This window comes from Rhizobium sp. USDA 3886, assembly GCF_056279785.1.
This window is the reverse complement of record NZ_JBWCDC010000001.1, coordinates 3,434,644-3,453,746: the sequence shown is the minus strand read 5'-3', so window position 1 is coordinate 3,453,746 and position 19,103 is coordinate 3,434,644. Positions and strand designations below refer to the sequence as shown.

General features: G+C 59.3%; 13 protein-coding genes. 5 read left to right on the top strand and 8 right to left on the bottom strand.

Annotated elements, in window-relative coordinates:
* Positions 1-398: 398 nt before the first annotated feature.
* Complete coding sequence (locus tag ACZ9BX_RS17435; RefSeq protein ID WP_476219169.1) at positions 399-914, bottom strand: DUF992 domain-containing protein; 516 nt, start codon at positions 912-914, stop codon at positions 399-401.
* A 336-nt stretch (positions 915-1,250) separates the two neighbouring features.
* On the opposite strand from ACZ9BX_RS17435, the gene ACZ9BX_RS17430 reads away from it, so the two are divergent.
* On the top strand, positions 1,251-1,415 hold the full coding sequence (locus ACZ9BX_RS17430; protein ID WP_165928298.1) for a hypothetical protein: 165 nt from the start codon (positions 1,251-1,253) through the stop codon (positions 1,413-1,415).
* Positions 1,416-1,498: 83 nt separating this feature from the next.
* Here ACZ9BX_RS17430 and ACZ9BX_RS17425 read toward each other — a convergent pair whose 3' ends face one another.
* The gene (locus ACZ9BX_RS17425) at positions 1,499-1,765 is read right to left on the bottom strand and encodes a BON domain-containing protein (protein ID WP_476219166.1); all 267 of its coding nucleotides are present in this window, start codon (positions 1,763-1,765) and stop codon (positions 1,499-1,501) included.
* A gap of 70 nt (positions 1,766-1,835) precedes the next feature.
* A complete protein-coding gene (locus ACZ9BX_RS17420; RefSeq protein WP_132567788.1) occupies positions 1,836-2,486 on the bottom strand; it encodes a hypothetical protein in 651 nt (216 codons plus the stop codon).
* Between the two features lie 318 nt (positions 2,487-2,804).
* On the opposite strand from ACZ9BX_RS17420, the gene dxr reads away from it, so the two are divergent.
* The gene (gene dxr / locus ACZ9BX_RS17415) at positions 2,805-3,998 is read left to right on the top strand and encodes a 1-deoxy-D-xylulose-5-phosphate reductoisomerase (RefSeq protein WP_476219164.1); all 1,194 of its coding nucleotides are present in this window, start codon (positions 2,805-2,807) and stop codon (positions 3,996-3,998) included.
* A gap of 35 nt (positions 3,999-4,033) precedes the next feature.
* Here dxr and hemA read toward each other — a convergent pair whose 3' ends face one another.
* From hemA to ACZ9BX_RS17395, 4 genes are all read right to left on the bottom strand, one after another.
* Complete coding sequence (gene hemA, locus ACZ9BX_RS17410; RefSeq protein ID WP_476219162.1) at positions 4,034-5,248, bottom strand: 5-aminolevulinate synthase; 1,215 nt, start codon at positions 5,246-5,248, stop codon at positions 4,034-4,036.
* 207 nt (positions 5,249-5,455) lie between these two features.
* Positions 5,456-6,253, bottom strand: coding sequence for an FAD binding domain-containing protein (locus ACZ9BX_RS17405; RefSeq protein ID WP_476219160.1), 798 nt, complete (start codon positions 6,251-6,253; stop codon positions 5,456-5,458).
* Positions 6,254-6,265: 12 nt separating this feature from the next.
* Positions 6,266-8,611 carry a xanthine dehydrogenase family protein molybdopterin-binding subunit gene (locus ACZ9BX_RS17400; RefSeq protein ID WP_476219159.1) on the bottom strand — a complete coding sequence of 782 codons (2,346 nt, stop codon included), beginning with the start codon at positions 8,609-8,611 and terminating at the stop codon, positions 6,266-6,268.
* 85 nt (positions 8,612-8,696) lie between these two features.
* Positions 8,697-9,188: a (2Fe-2S)-binding protein gene (locus ACZ9BX_RS17395; RefSeq protein WP_087005940.1), complete on the bottom strand. Its 492-nt coding sequence runs from the start codon at positions 9,186-9,188 to the stop codon at positions 8,697-8,699.
* Between the two features lie 288 nt (positions 9,189-9,476).
* Between ACZ9BX_RS17395 and ACZ9BX_RS17390 the strand changes: the two genes are divergently transcribed.
* From ACZ9BX_RS17390 to ACZ9BX_RS17380, 3 genes are all read left to right on the top strand, one after another.
* Positions 9,477-9,731, top strand: coding sequence for a YMGG-like glycine zipper-containing protein (locus ACZ9BX_RS17390; protein ID WP_476219158.1), 255 nt, complete (start codon positions 9,477-9,479; stop codon positions 9,729-9,731).
* Between the two features lie 164 nt (positions 9,732-9,895).
* Positions 9,896-11,818, top strand: a complete 1,923-nt coding sequence (locus ACZ9BX_RS17385; RefSeq protein WP_476219156.1) for an autotransporter assembly complex protein TamA — start codon at positions 9,896-9,898, stop codon at positions 11,816-11,818.
* Between the two features lie 62 nt (positions 11,819-11,880).
* The gene (locus ACZ9BX_RS17380) at positions 11,881-18,627 is read left to right on the top strand and encodes a translocation/assembly module TamB domain-containing protein (protein WP_476219154.1); all 6,747 of its coding nucleotides are present in this window, start codon (positions 11,881-11,883) and stop codon (positions 18,625-18,627) included.
* Here the strand turns inward: ACZ9BX_RS17380 and ACZ9BX_RS17375 are convergent.
* The gene (locus ACZ9BX_RS17375) at positions 18,624-19,052 is read right to left on the bottom strand and encodes an Lrp/AsnC family transcriptional regulator (RefSeq protein ID WP_476219152.1); all 429 of its coding nucleotides are present in this window, start codon (positions 19,050-19,052) and stop codon (positions 18,624-18,626) included. The two genes, ACZ9BX_RS17380 and ACZ9BX_RS17375, sit on opposite strands and share 4 nt — an antisense overlap.
* Positions 19,053-19,103: the final 51 nt, after the last annotated feature.

Below are 19,103 nucleotides of genomic sequence, written 5' to 3'. Positions count from 1 at the left end.
TCAATATGTTTCGTGGATTGATTGGACACCTGTCGGCCGTCTATGGCAATGCACAAAAATGTGCATCCACCGGTCGTTTGGCTCCAATCAAACTAACTATAGTATATCCTAATTCGTAAGGCGCCAGTGCGATATCAGCACATTTCAGGACGTGACATGAGGCCGCAAAGAGCTTCTAATGCCGCTGCTGTTGATTCCCGCACGTCGAAAGATACCACGTGTGGTCAGTTGCGCTTACGATTTTGACTTCACCACAAGCCGACATAAACAGCCCGGACCGCAAGCCTTGCATGGTCCAGCGGTCGCTTTTGCTATATTTGCCGACTAAAAACATCAAACTCCTCATCTGGGTTAGCCTAGCCCCCCCCGTTGTGACGGAAGGGGCAGAACGGAACTTGTCAGGCCGGGGTGAGCGTCATCGACGCGCCGGCCGCTGCAATGTTGAGACCAAGCTGGCCTGTTACGCTGAGAGGCTGGAGATGAATCGATCCAGCAGTACCACCGACCAGGACATTCGCACCGACACCTGCGCCAAGCGTCGCTTCCGCCGCGGCGCCGACATAAAGGCCACCGAGCGAGCCGCGATGATAGCCGGCAGTCGGCGCGAAGACAGCCCAGGCAAGACGGCTGCGGGTCGTAAACCCGAGATCTATGCCAAGTTTTCTGATGTCGCCTGTATAGTGGTCAGAAATCTCCTGACCGGCACTCGATGTGAAGACGCAATCTGCCTCCTTCGCTGAACCGAGTACATAGCCGAAGCCGCCGCCGATATCGCATGTCAGGAAGCCAATCTTGACCCCGCCGCGCACGTCCGGCTCTTGGTAGGTCCGGATCACGTCGGCCGCAGTTGCAGCCGTCACGCATGCTTGGGCCAGCGATGCCGCAGCAACTATCATCACAATGGTCTTTTTCATCATGGTCTCCTTCTAAAATCATGGCTGGGAATAGCATTGGGCTCAGCCGGCGAAGAACAAACTCTGAAACACATAACGTGTCTCATCGAAGAATGATCCAAACTGTCTTCACTTATCTGCACATCGTAACGCCGCGCGCCTGGTTGCAAGTGCGGGCAGCCAACACTGCTCACATCGCAAACGGGCATTTCGAGGGCACAGCCTAAATCGGCCTGACCCGATATCCATTTCCCCCGGCAAGTGACGGAAAAGCAACATCGGCCATCACGCTCACGATGTCGTTGGGGGAACTTTGAAACATGGCCGGCGTTGGGAGCGAAATGGGAGTGTTTCGTCATGCGTACAAAGATGACCATCCTAGCAATTGCCTATATCGCGATCAGCGGCCTGTTGCTCGCAATCGCTCATCAGTCGTCCGGTCCGATCACCACCGAAAAGACCGACCGCGCCAGCGGGGCCGGCAGCGGCTCGGTATTCCTTGCCGAGCGCTTTGCCGGCTGATTCGGCTGGGCGCAAACTGCTGTTGCCAAGGAGCCCCTACTTTCCAGTAGTCTGTTTATGGCTGACGGCACTTCGTGGCCTATTCAGCCAAGCAAGATCCGGTTTCGAACAGCATGTACGCCCGGAACGCCTCGTGCGACAGCCGTTGCGCGTTCGATTTCATCGACGGTGCCAACCGCGCCGGTGAGCACGATGTCGTCGCCTTCGGCCGTCACTTCGACGTCCGAAGCGTCGATGCCGCCAGCCGTCGCAAGCGCGCCGGCCACGGCCCTTTCAAGCGATGCATGATTGACCGATTCCGCCGCTATTCCAGGCTGCTTCCCGTGGAATGTAGCCTCCTTGAAGATCATGGTCGTTCCTCCTGTTGGATTGCGGAGAAACGCGAAAACAGCCAGCTTGGTTTCAGCCGCCGAAAGGCACCTACCAGCTTACCCGGTAATTAACGTTGACGCTGGCCGAGCTGCCGGACGAAAGCGGATTGGTGACCGCCGCATTGAGATTGAGGTTCGGAAGAATAGTCTGGCTGACACCGACTGAACTCGAAAAATCCCTGCCGAAATCCGTCACGCTGCTTCCTGCAGAAATCGACGTTCCAGTCCCCGGATAGATCAGTTTCAGGGCCTGGGTTGCCGTCACCGACGTCTGACGTGTTTCGACAGCATCGTAATCGACGCTGACAAACCGGCTTGTCTGCAGGTCGAGCGAGTCCGATAGGATGAAGCTGCGCGAGCGGCTGAGCATCAGCGAACCGCTGCCGCGCAGCGTATCGATCCGGAGGCTTGCATCCTGCTGCGCCTTGCCTGTCGGTGTGACGCGGGCCTTTGTGATCTTCCCCCAAAGCGTCGCCTGTTCGGAGCCGGGCTGGATGGCCTCGCCATCGGTCGACGCGAGCGCCAGGTCGGCGCCGGCACTCGTTTCCCATTCGGATGGAAGACGAAAGCCCATCGTTGTCTTGTAAGACTGCTCGGAAACCCGCACTGGAGTCCAGATCAGAAGATTGTCCGCCTTGGCCGGAAGAGCCCCCAAAAGGCACAGGCCTGACAATAATAATGCTCTCTTCAACATAGTCATCAAAATCCAATCGCGCCAAGCGCGCAATGCGCAAAAACCCGCGCGATGCGCGCTTTCGCGCGTCCTCTCACTCCTCCCATTTTTATGAACTGGCCCGGCATAAGATGCCGTTGCCATGCAGCGCGGCAGCAGTCGCAGGCGACTGCTGAACAACTGCGGCATCCTGTGGAAATCCTGCAGGAATTGTCATCAGGATCACATCCGAGGCTCGTTCTGTAAACCACTCAACGGTAGAAAAGTGCTGCACTGCACACTTGCCGCCCATTTCAAAGCCTTGTAGAGCCAGAGGCTAATGGGAAATTTTCGGCAAAAATCGGCATGACGACCGGCAGAAATGCGCCGCGGCGCCTCAGCATCTTTGGTTCGACGGGCTCGATCGGACAAAATACGCTCGATGTCATCCAGCAGCTCGGCGGCCGGGAGAACTACGAAATTTCCGTAGTGACCGGCAATGAAAACGTTGAGCTGCTTGCACAGCAGGCAAAAGCGACCGGCGCCCGGCTCGCGGTTACTGCGAACGACGGCAAATACAAATCGCTGAAAGCCGAGCTCTCCGGCAGCGGAATCGCAGTTGCGGCGGGCACTGCGGGACTGGCGGAAGCCGCCGACATCGAAGCGGACTGGGTCATGGCCGCCATCGTCGGCACGGCGGGGCTGGTGCCGACACTGGCGGCAGCACGCAAGGGCGCAACGATCGCCCTCGCCAACAAGGAATGCCTTGTTTCGGCGGGCGATCTCTTCGTCAAGGCAGTGCAGAACGGCGGCGGGCGGCTGATCCCGGTCGATAGCGAACACAGCGCCATCTTCCAGTCACTTGACGAAAATCAGCGGCACGCCGTCGAACGGATTATCCTGACGGCCTCGGGCGGCCCTTTCCGCACATGGTCGCGTGCCGAGATGGCAAATGTGACTGCGGCGACCGCACGCGCCCACCCGAATTGGTCGATGGGCTTGAAAATTTCCATCGGCAGCGCCTCGATGTTCAACAAGGCACTCGAAATGATCGAGGCTAAGCACCTTTTCAGTGTCCGCCCGGACCAGATCGAGGTGGTCGTGCATCCACAATCCGTCGTCCACTCCATGGTCGGATATACGGATGGATCCATCATCGCCCAGCTCGGCAGCCCGGATATGCGGACGGCGATCGGCTATGCGTTGGAGTATCCGCGTCGGCCGAAGCTGAATGTCGAGCGCCTGGATTTTGCAAAACTCTCTCGTCTGGACTTCGAAGCGCCGGACGAAAAGCGTTTCCCCGCTCTCAGGCTTGCGCGCACGGCATTGGAGCGAGGCGGCCTGCAAGGGGCCATTATGAACGCCGCCGAGGAAGTGGCCTTTCATGCCTTCGTCGAAGAACGGATCGGCTTCCTGCAGATGGCCGATATTGCCGAAGCAGTCATGGACAGGATGACCGCCACGGACGGCGCACACACGATGGATGACGTCTTTGCGGCCGACGCCGAGGCCCGCAGGCTCGCAGCGAAACTGGTTGCGCTCAACGATAAGGCCGCCTAACGGCGGCCCTGATTCAACGGAAAAGCTGATCGACTTTACGCGACTTGCCTTGCCAGCGCGCAGCGCGACCAGAGCGAATGGAGTGCCGTGACCAGTTGTTCGATGTCGGCATCGGAATGCAGCGGCGTCGGGGTGATGCGCAGCCGCTCGGTCTTCTTCGGCACCGTCGGATAGTTGATCGGCTGGACATAGACGCCGAAATTGTCGAGCAGGATATCGGAGATCCATTTGCACTTCGCCGCATCGCCGACCACCACCGGCACGATATGGCTCGGGTTCGGCATATGCGGAATGCCGCGCTGATCGAGCAGCGTTCGGAGCTTGCGCACCCGGTCCTGATGGCGGGCGCGCTCGATCTGGCTGACCTTCAGGTGCTGGATCGAGGCCACCGCACCGGCCGCCAGCGCCGGCGGCAGCGCCGTCGTGAAGATGAAGCCGGAGGCAAACGAGCGGATGAAGTCGCACAGTGCCGCCGAGGCGGCGATATAGCCACCCATGACGCCGAAGGCCTTGCCGAGCGTGCCTTCGATCACCGTCAGCCGGTCCATCAGCCCTTCGCGCTCGGCAATGCCGCCGCCGCGCGGGCCGTACATGCCGACGGCATGGACTTCGTCGAGATAGGTCATGGCGCCATACTTGTCGGCCAGGTCGCAGATCTCCTTGATCGGCGCGATATCGCCATCCATCGAATAGACGGATTCAAACGCGATCAGCTTCGGTGCCTTCGGATCGGCGGCCGCCAGCTTGGCTTCGAGATCGGCCACGTCGTTGTGCTTCCAGATCACCTTGCCGCACTTCGCATGGCGGATGCCCTCGATCATCGAGGCATGGTTCAGCGCGTCGGAGAAGATGATCAGCCCGGGGATTTTGGCGCCGAGCGTGCCGAGGGTTGCCCAGTTGGAGACGTAGCCGGAGGTGAAGATCAGTGCCGCTTCCTTGCCGTGCAGGTCGGCCAGCTCGCGCTCGAGCAGGACGTGGTAGTGGGTGGTGCCAGAGATATTCCGGGTGCCTCCCGCACCCGCGCCACAGTGGTCGATGGCGTTCTTCATCGCCTCGATCACCTTCGGGTTCTGGCCCATGCCGAGATAGTCGTTGGAGCACCAGACGGTGACGTCCTTCGCACCGTCCGCCGTATGGCGCGTGGCGCGCGGAAAGTGGCCGCGGTGACGCTCGAGATCGGCAAAAACGCGGTAGCGGCCTTCGGCGTGAAGCCCGTCCAGCTCGCTCCTAAAAAAACCTTCGAAATCCATGCATGTGCTCCAGTATCGCGCGACGGTTTTGCTGAGCGGACGATCGCGCGTCAACCCTTACATCACGCTTTAACATCAACTGCGGCAAATGGCCCATATTTTTGAATGATTCCAGATAAAAAGTACGCGACCACACGTCAGCTACGCTCGTCCGGAGCGCATTTTCGTATGATTGAGGGAGCCCGAAGCCGGCTCCCTTTTGGCGTGCTAACCAGCCGCAGCAACGGCGCGCTTCGCCATCACCTTCACCAGATTGGCGCGATATTCCGCGCTGGCATGCAGGTCCGACATCAATCCTGCCGGATCGACATTGACGCCCGCTATCGCGCCCGATGACCAGTTGGCACTCAACGCCTGCTCCATGGCGGGTTGGCGGAAGACACCGTTGGAACCAGCTCCTGTGACGGCGACACGCACGCCGCCCAGTCCCCTCGCGACGAAGACTCCGGTCATGGCATAAAGGGACGCCGGATTCGGAAACTTCAGGTAACCCGCCTTCTCCGGTGCCTCGAAGGTGATTGCGGTGATCAGTTCGCCGTCTTCAAGCGCCGTTTCGAAAAGGCCGGTGAAGAAATCGTCGGCTGCGATCTCGCGCTTATTCGTAATGATGCGGGCATTCAGCGCCAGCGTCGCGGCCGGATAGTCGGCAGCGGGATCGTTATTGGCGATCGAACCGCCGATGGTTCCCATATGCCGCACATGCGGATCGCCGATCCGTCCGGCGAGTTTGCACAAAGCGGGGCAGATCGCGCCAATAGCTGTAGAAGAAGCCACTTCCGCGTGCGTTACTGCCGCGCCGATCCGCACCCTGCGGCCTTCGACGCTGATCCCTTTCATCGCCTCAACATGGCGCAGGTCAACGAGATCGCTCGGTGCGGCAAGCCGCTGCTTCATCGTTGCGATCAACGTCATGCCGCCGGCGACATATTTGCCCTCCGTTGCACCCGCGATCATGCTGACGGCCTCATCGACTGTTGAGGCGCGGTGATAGTTCGTCTGATACATGGCCGTTCCTCCTCAATGGGTTGCTTGCGCTGCCATCCACACCTTCTGCGGCGTGGCAGGCATCGTCAGCATGTTGTTGCCGATCGCATCCGTGATCGCGTTCATCAGTGCCGGTGGCGAACCGATCGCACCCGCCTCACCGCAGCCCTTGATGCCGAGCGGATTGCTCGGGCATGGCGTGTTTTGGTGGGATATCTTGAATGACGGCAGGTCGGCGGCGCGGGGCATGGCATAGTCCATGTAGCTCGCCGTCAGGAGCTGGCCATTTTCATCGTAGTGCACGCCTTCAAGCAGCGCCTGACCGATACCCTGCGCAATGCCGCCGTGAACCTGGCCTTCGACGATCATCGGGTTGATGATATTGCCGAAGTCGTCGGCTGCGACGAACTGGATAATTTCTGTCGTGCCCGTTTCAGGATCGACTTCGACCTCGCAGATGTAGCAGCCTGCCGGAAACGTGAAGTTCGACGGATCGTAAAACGCCGTCTCCTTCAATCCCGGCTCCATGCCCGCCGGCAAATTGTGGGCGGTGTAGGCAGCAAGCGCCACCTGGAACCAGGGCAGCGTCTTGTCCGTGCCCGCCACCTTCAACTCGCCGTTTTCGATCACGATATCGCTCTCATCCGCCTCCATGAGGTGGGCGGCGATCTTCTTCGCCTTGGCCTCGACTTTGTCGAGCGCCTTGGCGACGGCTGACATGCCGACGGCACCAGAGCGCGAGCCGTAGGTACCCATGCCCATCTGCACCTTGTCGGTATCGCCGTGAACAATGGATATGCTGTCGATCGGCACGCCGAGCCGGCCCGCAACGAGTTGTGCGAACGTCGTTTCATGTCCTTGCCCGTGGCTGTGCGATCCGGTCAGGACCTCCACGGTCCCGACGGCATTGACCCGCACCTCGGCGGATTCCCAAAGGCCAACACCAGCTCCGAGGGAACCAACCGCCTGCGACGGAGCAAGCCCGCATGCCTCGATGTAGCAGCTCATGCCGATGCCGCGTTTCATGCCGCGGCGCTCGGCCTCTGCCTTGCGCGCGGCAAAACCGTTCCAATCCGCCGCCTGCATCGCCGCGTTAAGCGAGGCTTCATAATCGCCCGCGTCGTAGTTCAAGATAACCGGCGTCTGATGCGGGAACACGCGGATGAAATTCTTCCGCCTGAGTTCCGCCGGCGAAACGCCGAGCTCGCGCGCCGCCGTTTCCATGGTCCGCTCGAGGAGATAGGTTGCCTCCGGCCGTCCCGCACCACGATAGGCGTCGACAGGTGCGGTGTTGGTATAGACCGTACGCACATTGGCGTGGATTGCCGGGATGTCATATTGGCCGGAAAGCAACGTGGCGTAGAGATAAGTCGGCACGCAGGACGAAAATAGCGACATGTAGGCGCCGAGATTGGCAATCGTGTCGACCTTCAATCCAATGATACGGTGGTCTTTGTCGAACGCCATCTTCACCTTTGAGACATGGTCGCGGCCATGGGCATCCGTAAGGAAGGCCTCCGTGCGGTCTGCAGTCCATTTCACCGGCACGCCGGTTTTCTTGGATGCCCAGAGACAGATGACCTCCTCCGGATAGATGTAGATTTTGGAACCGAAGCCGCCACCGACATCCGGCGCGATAACCCGCAGCTTGTTTTCCGGCGCCACGTTGTAGAAAGCGCTCATGACCAATCGCGCCAGATGCGGATTCTGGCTGGTGGTGTAGCAGGTAAAATGGTCCTCGCCCGCATCGTAGATGCCGAGCGTCGCGCGCGGCTCCATCGCATTGGGGGAGAGACGGTTATTGACGATATCGACCTCAGTCACATGCGCTGCTTCCGCAATCGCCTGGTCGGCAGCGGCAGCATCGCCGATCTCCCAGTCGAAAATCAGATTGTTGGCCGCTTCCGGATGGATTTGCGGCGCGCCGGGTTTCAGCGCATCAACCGCCTCGATCACGGTCGGCAGTTCCTCGTAATCGACAACGACCGCTTCTGCCGCGTCGCGCGCTTCTCCGAGCGAATCCGCCACGACGATCGCAACAGCATCGCCGACATAGCGCACTGTCTCTGCCGCCAATGGGCGCCACGCGCCCATTTTCATCGGAGACCCGTCCTTCGAATGGATCATCCAGCCGCAGATGAGGTTGCCGATGCCATCGGCGAGCAATTGCTTGCCGTCCAGCACGTCGATGACGCCGGGCATAGTTTTTGCAGTCGAGGTGTCGATGCTCTCGATCTTGGCATGCGCATGCGGACTGCGAACAAAATAGCCGTATTTCATGCCAGGCACGACCATATCGTCCGTATAGCGGCCCTTGCCGGTCAAAAACCGTTTGTCTTCCTTGCGTGCGACGCGTGCACCAACTCCTTCGACACCCATGACGTCCTCCCAATGGGGTTTCGGGCCAGGCATTCCGCCAAAAAGGATTGTGTTCGGCAGTCAGCCAGGCAATTCTGGAGAAATCTTACTCGGCAGCCTGCTTGGCGCCACCATGCATCTCCGCGTTGGCGGAAAGCACGGCCTTGACGATGTTGTGGTAACCAGTGCAGCGACAGATATTGCCTTCGAGCTCCCGGCGAACCGTCTGTTCATCTAGCTGTCCGCCGTGACGGCTGATCATGTCGACCGCGGTCATCACCATGCCAGGCGTGCAGAATCCGCACTGGAGCCCATGATGTTCCTTGAAGGCGGCCTGAACCGGATGAAGTTCACCATTCGCGGCCAAGCCTTCGATCGTCGTGACAGACGAGCCTGATGCCTGAACGGCGAGGATCGTGCAGCTCTTGACCGACTTGCCGTCCATATCGACGACGCAGGTGCCGCACTGTGTGGTATCGCAGCCGACATGCGTTCCCGTCAGGCCAAGTTTTTCGCGAATGAAATGGACGAGAAGCATGCGCTCTTCACAATCGCCGCTCACCGCCCGGCCGTTCACCGTCAGTTTCACCTTCGCCATAATTTCCTCCTCGTGCCCTCCAGGCACAGGAGCATCATTTGACTTTTTCGCTTCGTGATCAACCGCTACTTTAGGGCGCTCTATCAAATTTGCTTCACGGATAAACGCAAGATTCCGCACGACATCTGAATCGCGCTGAAAAGAACCGTGATCACAAAAATTTCAAGCACAAGGTAGACGCCATCTTGTCGCGACATAGTTTTAACTATCAAAAAGACACGGTGGAATCAAAAAGACACGGTGGAAGGGACAGCGGCTGCCTAGGACGGCCAACCTTGGAGAAAAGAAATGAAGAACGTAATCGCATTCGCTCTGATCGGCCTCTCGATTGCGAGTTGCACGCCGACGGAACAGGGTGCCGGGATCGGTGCGGCATCCGGCGCGGTGATCGGCGGCGTCGCCACAGGCAATGTTCGCGGAGCGGCAGTCGGCGCTGCAATCGGCGGCGTCACAGGTGCCGTCATTGGCCGCGTCTCAGAACAGCCTGGACAATGCTACTATCGCGATCGTTATGGCCGCCGCTATATCGACGATTGCCCGTAACGCCGAGACGTAGCTATGCAAGGTCCGAAAATCCCGGCTTCAAACCGGGATTTTTCATTTTTTCGTGCTAAATTAGCTCGAAAATAACTTAAATCGATACACCCCGTGCATTTTTGCCGCTAAGCTGTTAATGGCTGGGCAACGCATGTAATCAAAAGCGGCGGATGCATATCAGAGGGAAGACACCGAAATCGGGTTTTGCGTATCGGCGGGCAGGCACCATGATGGTGATCGCGGCAACGGCTGCGTTTTCACCGGTTCTGACTGGCGAGGCCTATGCATTCAAGCTTTTCGGCATCACCATTTTTGGCGAAGACGACAGTGAGAGCGAGCAGGTACCCGATCCTGTGCGCTACGACGCCGATCTCACAACCGATACCGCCGATCCCGATCTCAAAGAAGCGTTGGAGAACAGTTCCCGTCTGATCGGCGACGAAGATCGCCCGGTTTCCGGCGATCTCGGAATTGTCGTCAAGGCGCGCGACGACCGCGACCGCCTGATCGCGACGCTCTATGAGAAAGCGCGTTACGGTGGCGTCGTGACAATCACGATCGACGGAAAGAATATCGATGACCTGCCTCCCAATCCGACTTTCGATCGGTCGAAGCCAGTCCCTGTTCATGTTACAATCGAGCCGGGACCCGTCTTCCGCGTCAAGGAAGTGCAGTTCGGCGGCGATGCTGCAAGCCGCAATCCCGCCGATTACGATTTGGCACCTGGCGAAGAAGCCGGGTCGCTGACAATCATCAAGGCCGGTGACAAGATCGTCGAACAGCTGAAGAGCGAAGGAAGACCACTTGCGAAGCTGACCACGCGGCAAGTGGTGGCCGATCACAGCACCAGTACCGTGGATATCGTCATCGCGACGGAAGGCGGTCCGGTGGCCCCGATCGGCAATGTCGGCGTCACGGGGCAGAAAGCTGTTAAACCTGCTTTCATCCAGCGTTATTCGCGCCTCGAAAAGGGCGAAGCCTATTCTCCCGAGGCGCTCAAGAAGGCGGGCGAGCGGTTACGCGCGCTTGGCGTTTTTTCGAGCGTCACCATTCACGAAGCCGATACCCTTGCTGCCGACGGCACCTTGCCGATGACCATCGAGGTCTCGGAAGGCAAGCAACGCTATTTCGGCTTCGGCGCCAATTACTCGACGATCGACGGCATAGGGGTCCAAGGCTATTGGGGACACCGCAACCTTTTCGGCGAAGCGGAATCCCTTCGGATCGAGGGAGCCGTTGGCCGCCTTGGCGAAAACGACATCACAAATCTTGACTATTCTACAGGCATTCTCTTCACCAAGCCCGGTGCCTTTTTTCCTGCGGCAACGCTGAAGGCCGGCATTCTCGCAAAGACCGAAAATCCAGATGCCTACAATGCCTCGCTGATCACAGCGTCGCTCGGCCTGTCTCATGAACTGACCGATCAGGATATCGTCTCGGCGAGCGCTGAAATCAGCTATGAAAAGGACGATGACGCGTTCGGCGACAATGAGTATCTGACTTTCGCCCTGCCGCTCACTTACGAGCGCGATGCGCGCGACAATAAACTCAACCCCACAGAAGGATATCGGGCAACGCTCGCAGCAACACCGAGCTACGAGGCATTCAACGGCGCCATCTATTCGTCCTTCGAGGGTTCGATATCCGGCTATCAGTCAATCGGTGCGGAAGACAATGTTGTTTTTGCAGGCAAGGTTGCCGCCGGCCTGCTGATCGGCGGAGAATTGCACGAGATTGCCGCAACAAGACGTTTTTTTGCCGGCGGTGGCGGCTCTGTGCGGGGGTATGGCTTCCAAGAGATTTCGCCGTACAATGCGGAGAACGAAGCGACAGGCGGCAAATCCTATGTCACGGCTTCGCTGGAAGCGCGCGTCCGGATCACCGAAACCATCGGCGTCGTCCCCTTCATCGACGTCGGAACGGTTGGGAGCGAGGAATTTCCCGATTTTTCCGACATCCGCGCCGGTGCCGGCATCGGAATTCGCTACGCCACGCCTTTTGGTCCTCTGCGGCTTGATTTTGCCGTACCGTTGAACAAGTACGAGAATGGCACGAGTTACGGCATCTATGCCGGGATCGGCCAGTCTTTTTAGAATGCGATATTCGCGGATTTCAAACCCGCGAATGATGACGAGAACGGGGTAGTTCCTCCTCCATGCAGACGCTGACGAAATTCGTGAATTGGACCATCCGGGTGCTCGGCGTCACGACCGGCATTATGCTGATCCTCGCCTCCATAGCGATCGCAATCGTCGGCTTTACCTCGTTCGGCTCCCGCATCATCACGGAAGAGGTCGCAGAAATCCTTTCGAACCGTGACATGAAGATCGCGGTCCGTGAACCAAGCAGCCTGTTGACTGGCGGATTGCGCGCAGCGGAGATAACGGTCTCGGATACGCGGGGCGTATTCGCGCAGGTAACAGGTCTCTCGATAGACTGGAATCCGCTTGCGCTGCTCCGCGGCACGTTCCACGCAAACGAGATCTCCATCAGCTCGGTCAACCTTATTCGGAAGCCTGTACGCACTATCCCGTCGCCGCCGGCAAGCGGTGAGGATGAGGGTTTCATCCTGCCGATCAAAATCGATGTCGACAAGATCGCCGTCCCGGAGGTCAGCCTCAGCGAACAGTTCACTGGGCGTGCGTTTACTTTAACGGCCGGCGGCAATCTGCGGGCCGACCAGAACGGCGGGATCGCTGCAATCAATCTCAGCCGCCGCGACGTGCCGGACGCTAGACTCTCAGCCGATATGGCTTTCATGCCCGATCAGAACCGGCTGCGGCTGAAGGCGCAGCTTTCTGAACCGAAGGGTGGACTACTTGCGACTTTCCTGTCGCTGCCGGGCGACCCTGCAGTCGATATCGTCGTCGACGGCGAAGGGCCGATTTCGGATTGGAACGGCAGGCTTCAAGCCGCCCTGGACGGCCAGGAGCGCGCTTCGATTAAAGGACATCACGCCCTCACGCAGGATGGTCTGCACCACCTGGATCTCAAGGGCGGCGGCGATCTGAGCACACTTCTGCCTCCAGCCTTCCGGCCACTGTTTTCCGGCCAGACGAACATCGATGTCTCCGCCACCTTCGACAATAGGGGCAAACTTGACATCCAGACCGGCAACATAGCGACCGGAAGCGTCGTCATTGCGGCATCCGGCACTCTGGACCGAGCGGGCAACAACAGCCTGAACGCCAACGTGCTCGGTACGTCAGGTCCGGTCGATTTTCGTTGGCCGCTTGCCGATGGCGAAGCCCGTTTCATGGTCACGGGCCTGAACCTCGCTCTCACCGGCGATGCGCAGTCAGCACGATTGAACGCCAGCGCCTCCCTCGATGCGGCAACATTGCCGCAGGCGACGATCGGCAACGTAAAGCTGACGGCAAAGAGCGATGCCTTCAACCTCGCCAAGCGCTCGGGCGCCATTCAATTGCGGATGGTTGCCGGCGATACGATGTTCCTGAATCCGGATATCAGTCGTGCGGTACAAGGCCCCGTGGCTCTTGCCGCGCCGCTTCAGATCGCCGCCGACAGCGTAGGTTTCAACGGGACGACGTTCGAAAGCGCCAATGCTAGCGGCACCGTCAACGGCACCTACAAGCTTACCGACAACACGCTGACGGGGAATGCGAAGCTTACCGTTCAACCGGCCGCGCTGCCGCCCGCGATTGCGCCGCGCTTCGCTACGCCGATCTCGATCGATACGCAGGTCGCCGGGACCATTCCGTCCAAGATCAATCTCTCGGATATCGTCATCAAATCGGGTACGATCGAAACCGCCGGCACGGTGACGCTTGATGATGAAACCCTCACCGCCAACCTTTCCGGCCGCGTACCCGATATAAGCAAGCTGCTGGAAACCGCTGAAGGCGAGGCGAGCTATACGGTCAATGCCAGCGGCCCGCTGACGGCACTGGCGATAAAGGCAAACCTGAAGGCCGCAACCCTTCGCACCGCCGGCCGCACGCTTGGCGATCTGGACGTCAACATTTCCGGCACGGTTGATCCTGCCGCACCACAGGGCACCGTCGATGCCAAAGGCACGATCGATGGCCAGCCGATCACCGTCAATGCCGATGCGCAGTCCAAAGATGGCATCATCAGCATTCCGTCTTTCCGTGCAGATGTCGGCAGGAACCGGCTGGAAGGCAATCTCCAGCTGTCCTCACGCTTCGAGGCGACTGGCCTGCTCGCTTTCGATTTTCCGGATATCAGCCCGCTGGCAGCACTTGGCGGACAGAGAGCCCAAGGCGATCTCAAGGGTGTGCTCGACATCGCCAACGACAAAGGCAAGATCGCGCTCAAGGTGACGGCCGCAGGAAATGGCCTGCAGCGCGACACGCTTTCGATCGTGAGACCTGATATTGCTGTCACCGTCACCGATCTCAAAGCCCTCGCCGTCAATGGCATCATCAAGGCCGGCGAGATCTCTTCCGGGGCCAACAAGCTTGCAGGACCGGCGCTGAATTTCGTACTGCAACAGAACCGTACGAACTTCGATTTTAACGCTGTCTACGACAATAATCCGCTGCTTGCTGAAGGCGATCTCGAAGCGAATGCCGGCGGCATGACGATCCGGCTTGCCCGATTTTCGGGCAAGCCGCGCGACATTCCGGTTGAGCTTTCTCAACCGGCCGAAATCGCGATTGCGGACGGCCAGGCGGCGCTGAGAGGCCTCACGGTCAAAACCGCCAGCGGTTCCGTGGCAGTCACCGGCTCGGCGGGCGAGACGCTCGACATCAATGCCGTCATCAGCGACCTGCCCGCAAGCCTTGCCAACGGCTTCGTGCCGAAGCTGAACGCCGAAGGTGCCATCTCAGGCACGGTGACGGTCAAAGGTACGCGGGCGGCGCCGATTGCGGATTTCAAACTCGACTGGAAGAATGCTGCAACCAGCCACACGAAAAGTGCGCATCTCGCGCCGCTCGGCGTCGCCACGACCGGAAGATTCGCCGATAACAAGCTCGACTTCGACGCAGCCGTCGATGGCGCCGACGGGTTGTCCTTGAAATCCCGCGGAAACGTCGTTGTCGCGGGAACGGCGGTCCAAAACCTCGACGTGAATGCCAATCTCAACAATGTCCCGGCAAGCATTGCAAACAGCTTCGTGCCTGGACTTGCTGCGGAGGGCACGATCTCAGGAACTGCCAAAGCATCGGGAACGCCTGTTGCGCCGGCCGTCGATTTCGATCTTGACTGGAAGGATGCGGCCACAAGCCAGACCAAAGCTGCCGGATTGAAAACGCTCGGGCTGAGCGCCACCGGCAAATTTGCCGATAACAAGCTTGACTTCGATGCGAACCTATCGGGCGCAGCAAAGATGGGACTCAAGGCGAACGGCAATTTCGTGATTGCCGGCACGGCCGTTCAGAACATGGACGTAAATGCCGACCTCGCCAATGTCCCGGCGAGCATTGTAAACAGCTTCGTGCCCGGACTTGCTGCGGAGGGCACGATCTCGGGAACTGCCGAGGCATTGGGAACGCCGACTGCGCCGGCCGTCGATTTCGATCTCGACTGGAAGGACGCAGCCACAAGCCATACGAAACAGGCAGGTCTCGCTCCGCTTAACTTAAGCACGACGGGGAAATTCGCAGACAACAAACTCGACTTCGATGCGGACCTGACCGGTTCAGCCAACATGGGATTGAGCGCGGACGGGAATATCGTTATCGCGGGAACGACGGTCCAAAACCTCGACGTGAATGCCAATCTCAACAATGTCCCGGCAAGCATTGCAAACAGCTTCGTGCCGGGACTTGCTGCGGAGGGCACGATCTCAGGAACTGCCAAGGCTTTGGGAACGCCTGTTGCGCCGGCCGTCGATTTCGATCTCGACTGGAAGGACGCAGCCACAAGCCATACGAAACAGGCAGGTCTCGCTCCACTTGGCTTAAGCACGACGGGGAAATTCGCAGACAACAAACTCGACTTCGATGCGGACCTGACCGGTGCAGCCAACATGGGATTGAGCGCGGACGGGAATATCGTTATCGCGGGAACGACGGTCCAAAACCTCGACGTGAATGCCAATCTCAACAATGTCCCGGCAAGCATTGCAAACAGCTTCGTGCCGGGACTTGCTGCGGAGGGCACGATCTCAGGAACTGCCAAGGCATTGGGAACGCCTGTTGCGCCGGCCGTCGATTTCGATCTCGACTGGAAGGACGCAGCCACAAGCCATACGAAACAGGCAGGTCTCGCTCCGCTTAACTTAAGCACGACGGGGAAATTCGCAGACAACAAACTCGACTTCGATGCGGACCTGACCGGTTCAGCCAACATGGGATTGAGCGCGGACGGGAATATCGTTATCGCGGGAACGACGGTCCAAAACCTCGATGTGAATGCCAATCTCAACAATGTCCCGGCAAGCATTGCAAACAGCTTCGTGCCCGGACTTGCTGCGGAGGGCACGATCTCAGGAACCGCCAAAGCGTCGGGAGCACCTGTTGCGCCCGCCGTCGATTTCGATCTCGACTGGAAGGACGCGGCCACAAGCCATACCAAAGCCGCCGGATTGAAAGCGCTCGGGCTAAGCGCCACCGGCAGATTTGCAGATAGCAGGCTCGACTTCGATGCAAATGCGAATGCCGCGGGAAATGTGGCTGCGAAAGCGGCGGGTAACATTGTTGTTACGGGGGAGACTGTTCAGAGTTTGCAGATCGACGCCAACGTCGCCAACATTCCCGCAGGCATCGCAAACGGCTTCGTACCAGGCCTAGCTGCCTCCGGCACGGTCTCGGGAACCGTGACCGCTTCCGGTACACCGACTTCACCTGCCGTTGATTTCAAGCTCGATTGGAAGGACCTAGCCACAAGCCAAACCAAGGGTGTAAGGCTGTCCTCCTTGGATCTCAGCGCGAGCGGCAAATTTGCCGCCAATAGGCTCGATTTCGATGCAAATGCGCGTGGCGCCGATGGCGCCTCGCTGAGAGCGACCGGCAATGCCGCGCTTGCCGGTAAGACAGTGGAGAGCCTGAGCGTTGACGCCAACATTGCCAATCTTCCGGCAGGCATAGCCAACAATTTCGTGCCAGGTCTTGCAGCAGAAGGCATTATTTCAGGGACGGTTACGGCCTCGGGAAACCTCGCCTCCCCCGCAGCCGATTTCAAACTCGACTGGAAGAATGCGGCAACCAGCCACACCAAGAAGGCAGGACTGTCCCAGCTCGCACTGAACGCGACTGGCAGGCTTGCGAACAACAGGCTCGACTTCAATGCCGATCTGAACGGCGCCGGCAACGTGACGCTGAAGGCCGGCGGCAATGTCATGATAGAGGGGACGGCCGTCAAGAGCCTCAAGGTGGACGCCAATGTCTCCAATCTTCCGGCGAGCGTGGCAAACGGCTTCGTGCCCGGTCTCGCCGCGTCGGGAACGATCTCCGGAACGATATCGGTTTCCGGCTCCCTTTCCGCACCGACCGTCGATTTCAAGCTTGACTGGAAGGATGCGGCAACGGGCCAGACCAAAGGCGCGGGCCTTTCGCCGTTCGAAATCGCGGCAAGCGGCAAACTCGCCAACAACAACCTTACGATTGATACCAACCTTATAGGCGAGAGCGGCCTTTCCATGAAGGGCGGCGGCACCGTCGCGATCACCGGCAACCGGGCCCTCAATCTGCAATTCCGCGGCAACCTCCCCTTTGCCATAGTGGGCGCACAGCTGGCGCAGCAGGGCTTCGTCGCGGAAGGCACCGCCGACATAGACCTCCGTGTCACCGGCACTGCTGCCGGCCCCGTCGTCAACGGGACCATTACGACGAGCGGCGCCAAGTTGGTCGATGTCCGCAGAAACCTTGCGCTCAACAATGTCACCGCCAACATCACCATGGATGGCGAACAGGCCACCATCTCCCGCCTGAGCGGCAATTTCGTGAGCGGCGGCAGCGTTACGGCAAGTGGAACGATCGGGATCCGGCCGGGCAGCGGCTATCCGGTAAACATCGAGGTTAGGCTCGACAGGGCAGTCTATGTTGACGGAACGCTTGTCGTCGCGACGGTCGACGGCAATCTCGGCCTCCGGGGTCCGCTGCTCACCAACCCAACGCTGAGCGGCAGGTTGAACGTCGAAAAAGCATCGATCACGGTGCCGGACAAGCTGCCGACTTCACTGCGCGAAATCAACATCAAACACGTCCATGCACCACCGGCGGTGCGTGCCCAACTGCGCGACGAAAACGCGCAGAAGCCCGGCGAGAAATCCACGATGCTCGCGCTCGATCTGCAGATTGACGCGCCCTCGCAAATCTTCGTCCGCGGCCGCGGCATCGATTCGGAACTCGGTGGCAGTGTTACGATCAGAGGAACGGCGGCAACGCCCGTCGTTTCCGGCGGCTTCACCATGCGTCGCGGACGCTTGACCATCCTTAATCGGCGCCTGAACTTTACCGACAGGAGCCGTATTACCTTTGCTGGCGATTTGACGCCGACGCTCGATATGGAAGCAAGCTCCACTTCGGGAACGACGACGCTCACCGTCGACGTCACGGGACTTGCTACGGATCCCTCGATCACCTTTTCGTCCTCGCCGACCCTGCCGCAGGACGAGGTGCTCGCGCAGCTGATCTTCGGCCAATCCATGTCGAAGCTCTCGCCGGTCCAGATCGCGCAGCTCGCCGATGCGGTGAGCCAGCTAGCGGGTGGACGCTCGACCTCGCTTTTCGAGGGACTCCGCAACCAGCTTGGTGTCGACGACCTCAATATCAGCACCGACGAGAAGGGGCAGACAAGCGTCAGCGTCGGCCGCTATCTGAATGAGCGCACCTATTTCGAATTACAGCAGGGCGGCGAGGCAGGCGCCAAGGCGATCATCAATCTCGATATCGGGCGTGGCGTGAAATTGCGCGGTGCTGCAGGCGGAAACGGTGCTGGCGAAGCCGGCATCGTCTACGAGCATGAATACTAGAATCCGGTCTTCCTGGTTTTCAGCAGGATACTGGTTTCGGTCGAATTGATGCCATTGATGAGCCGGATACGGCGCAGCGTCTCATCGAAGGAGACGAGATCGCGATCCTCAAGCTCTGCGACGAAATCCCATTTGCCGTTGGTGCTGTGCAACGCGCGCACCTGCGGAAGACCGCGCAACTGATCGGCCACCCGGTCTGCGAGTTTGCCGAGAACCTCGATCATGACGATGGCGCGAACGCCGGCGGCGCGTGTCTCATGGCCGGTCCGGATGGTGAAAGCGGCAATGGTGCCGCTTGCGACAAGCCGGTCGATGCGGGCGGCAACGGTCGTGCGCGACGCGCCGGTCATCGCGGCAAGAGAGGATACCGGCGTTCTCGCATTATGGCGAAGCGCACTTAGAAGTTCTTGGTCAAGGTCGTCCATAGCGATCACTTTGTCGAAACACACTTAGCAAAGTGCATAATCGGATTTCAT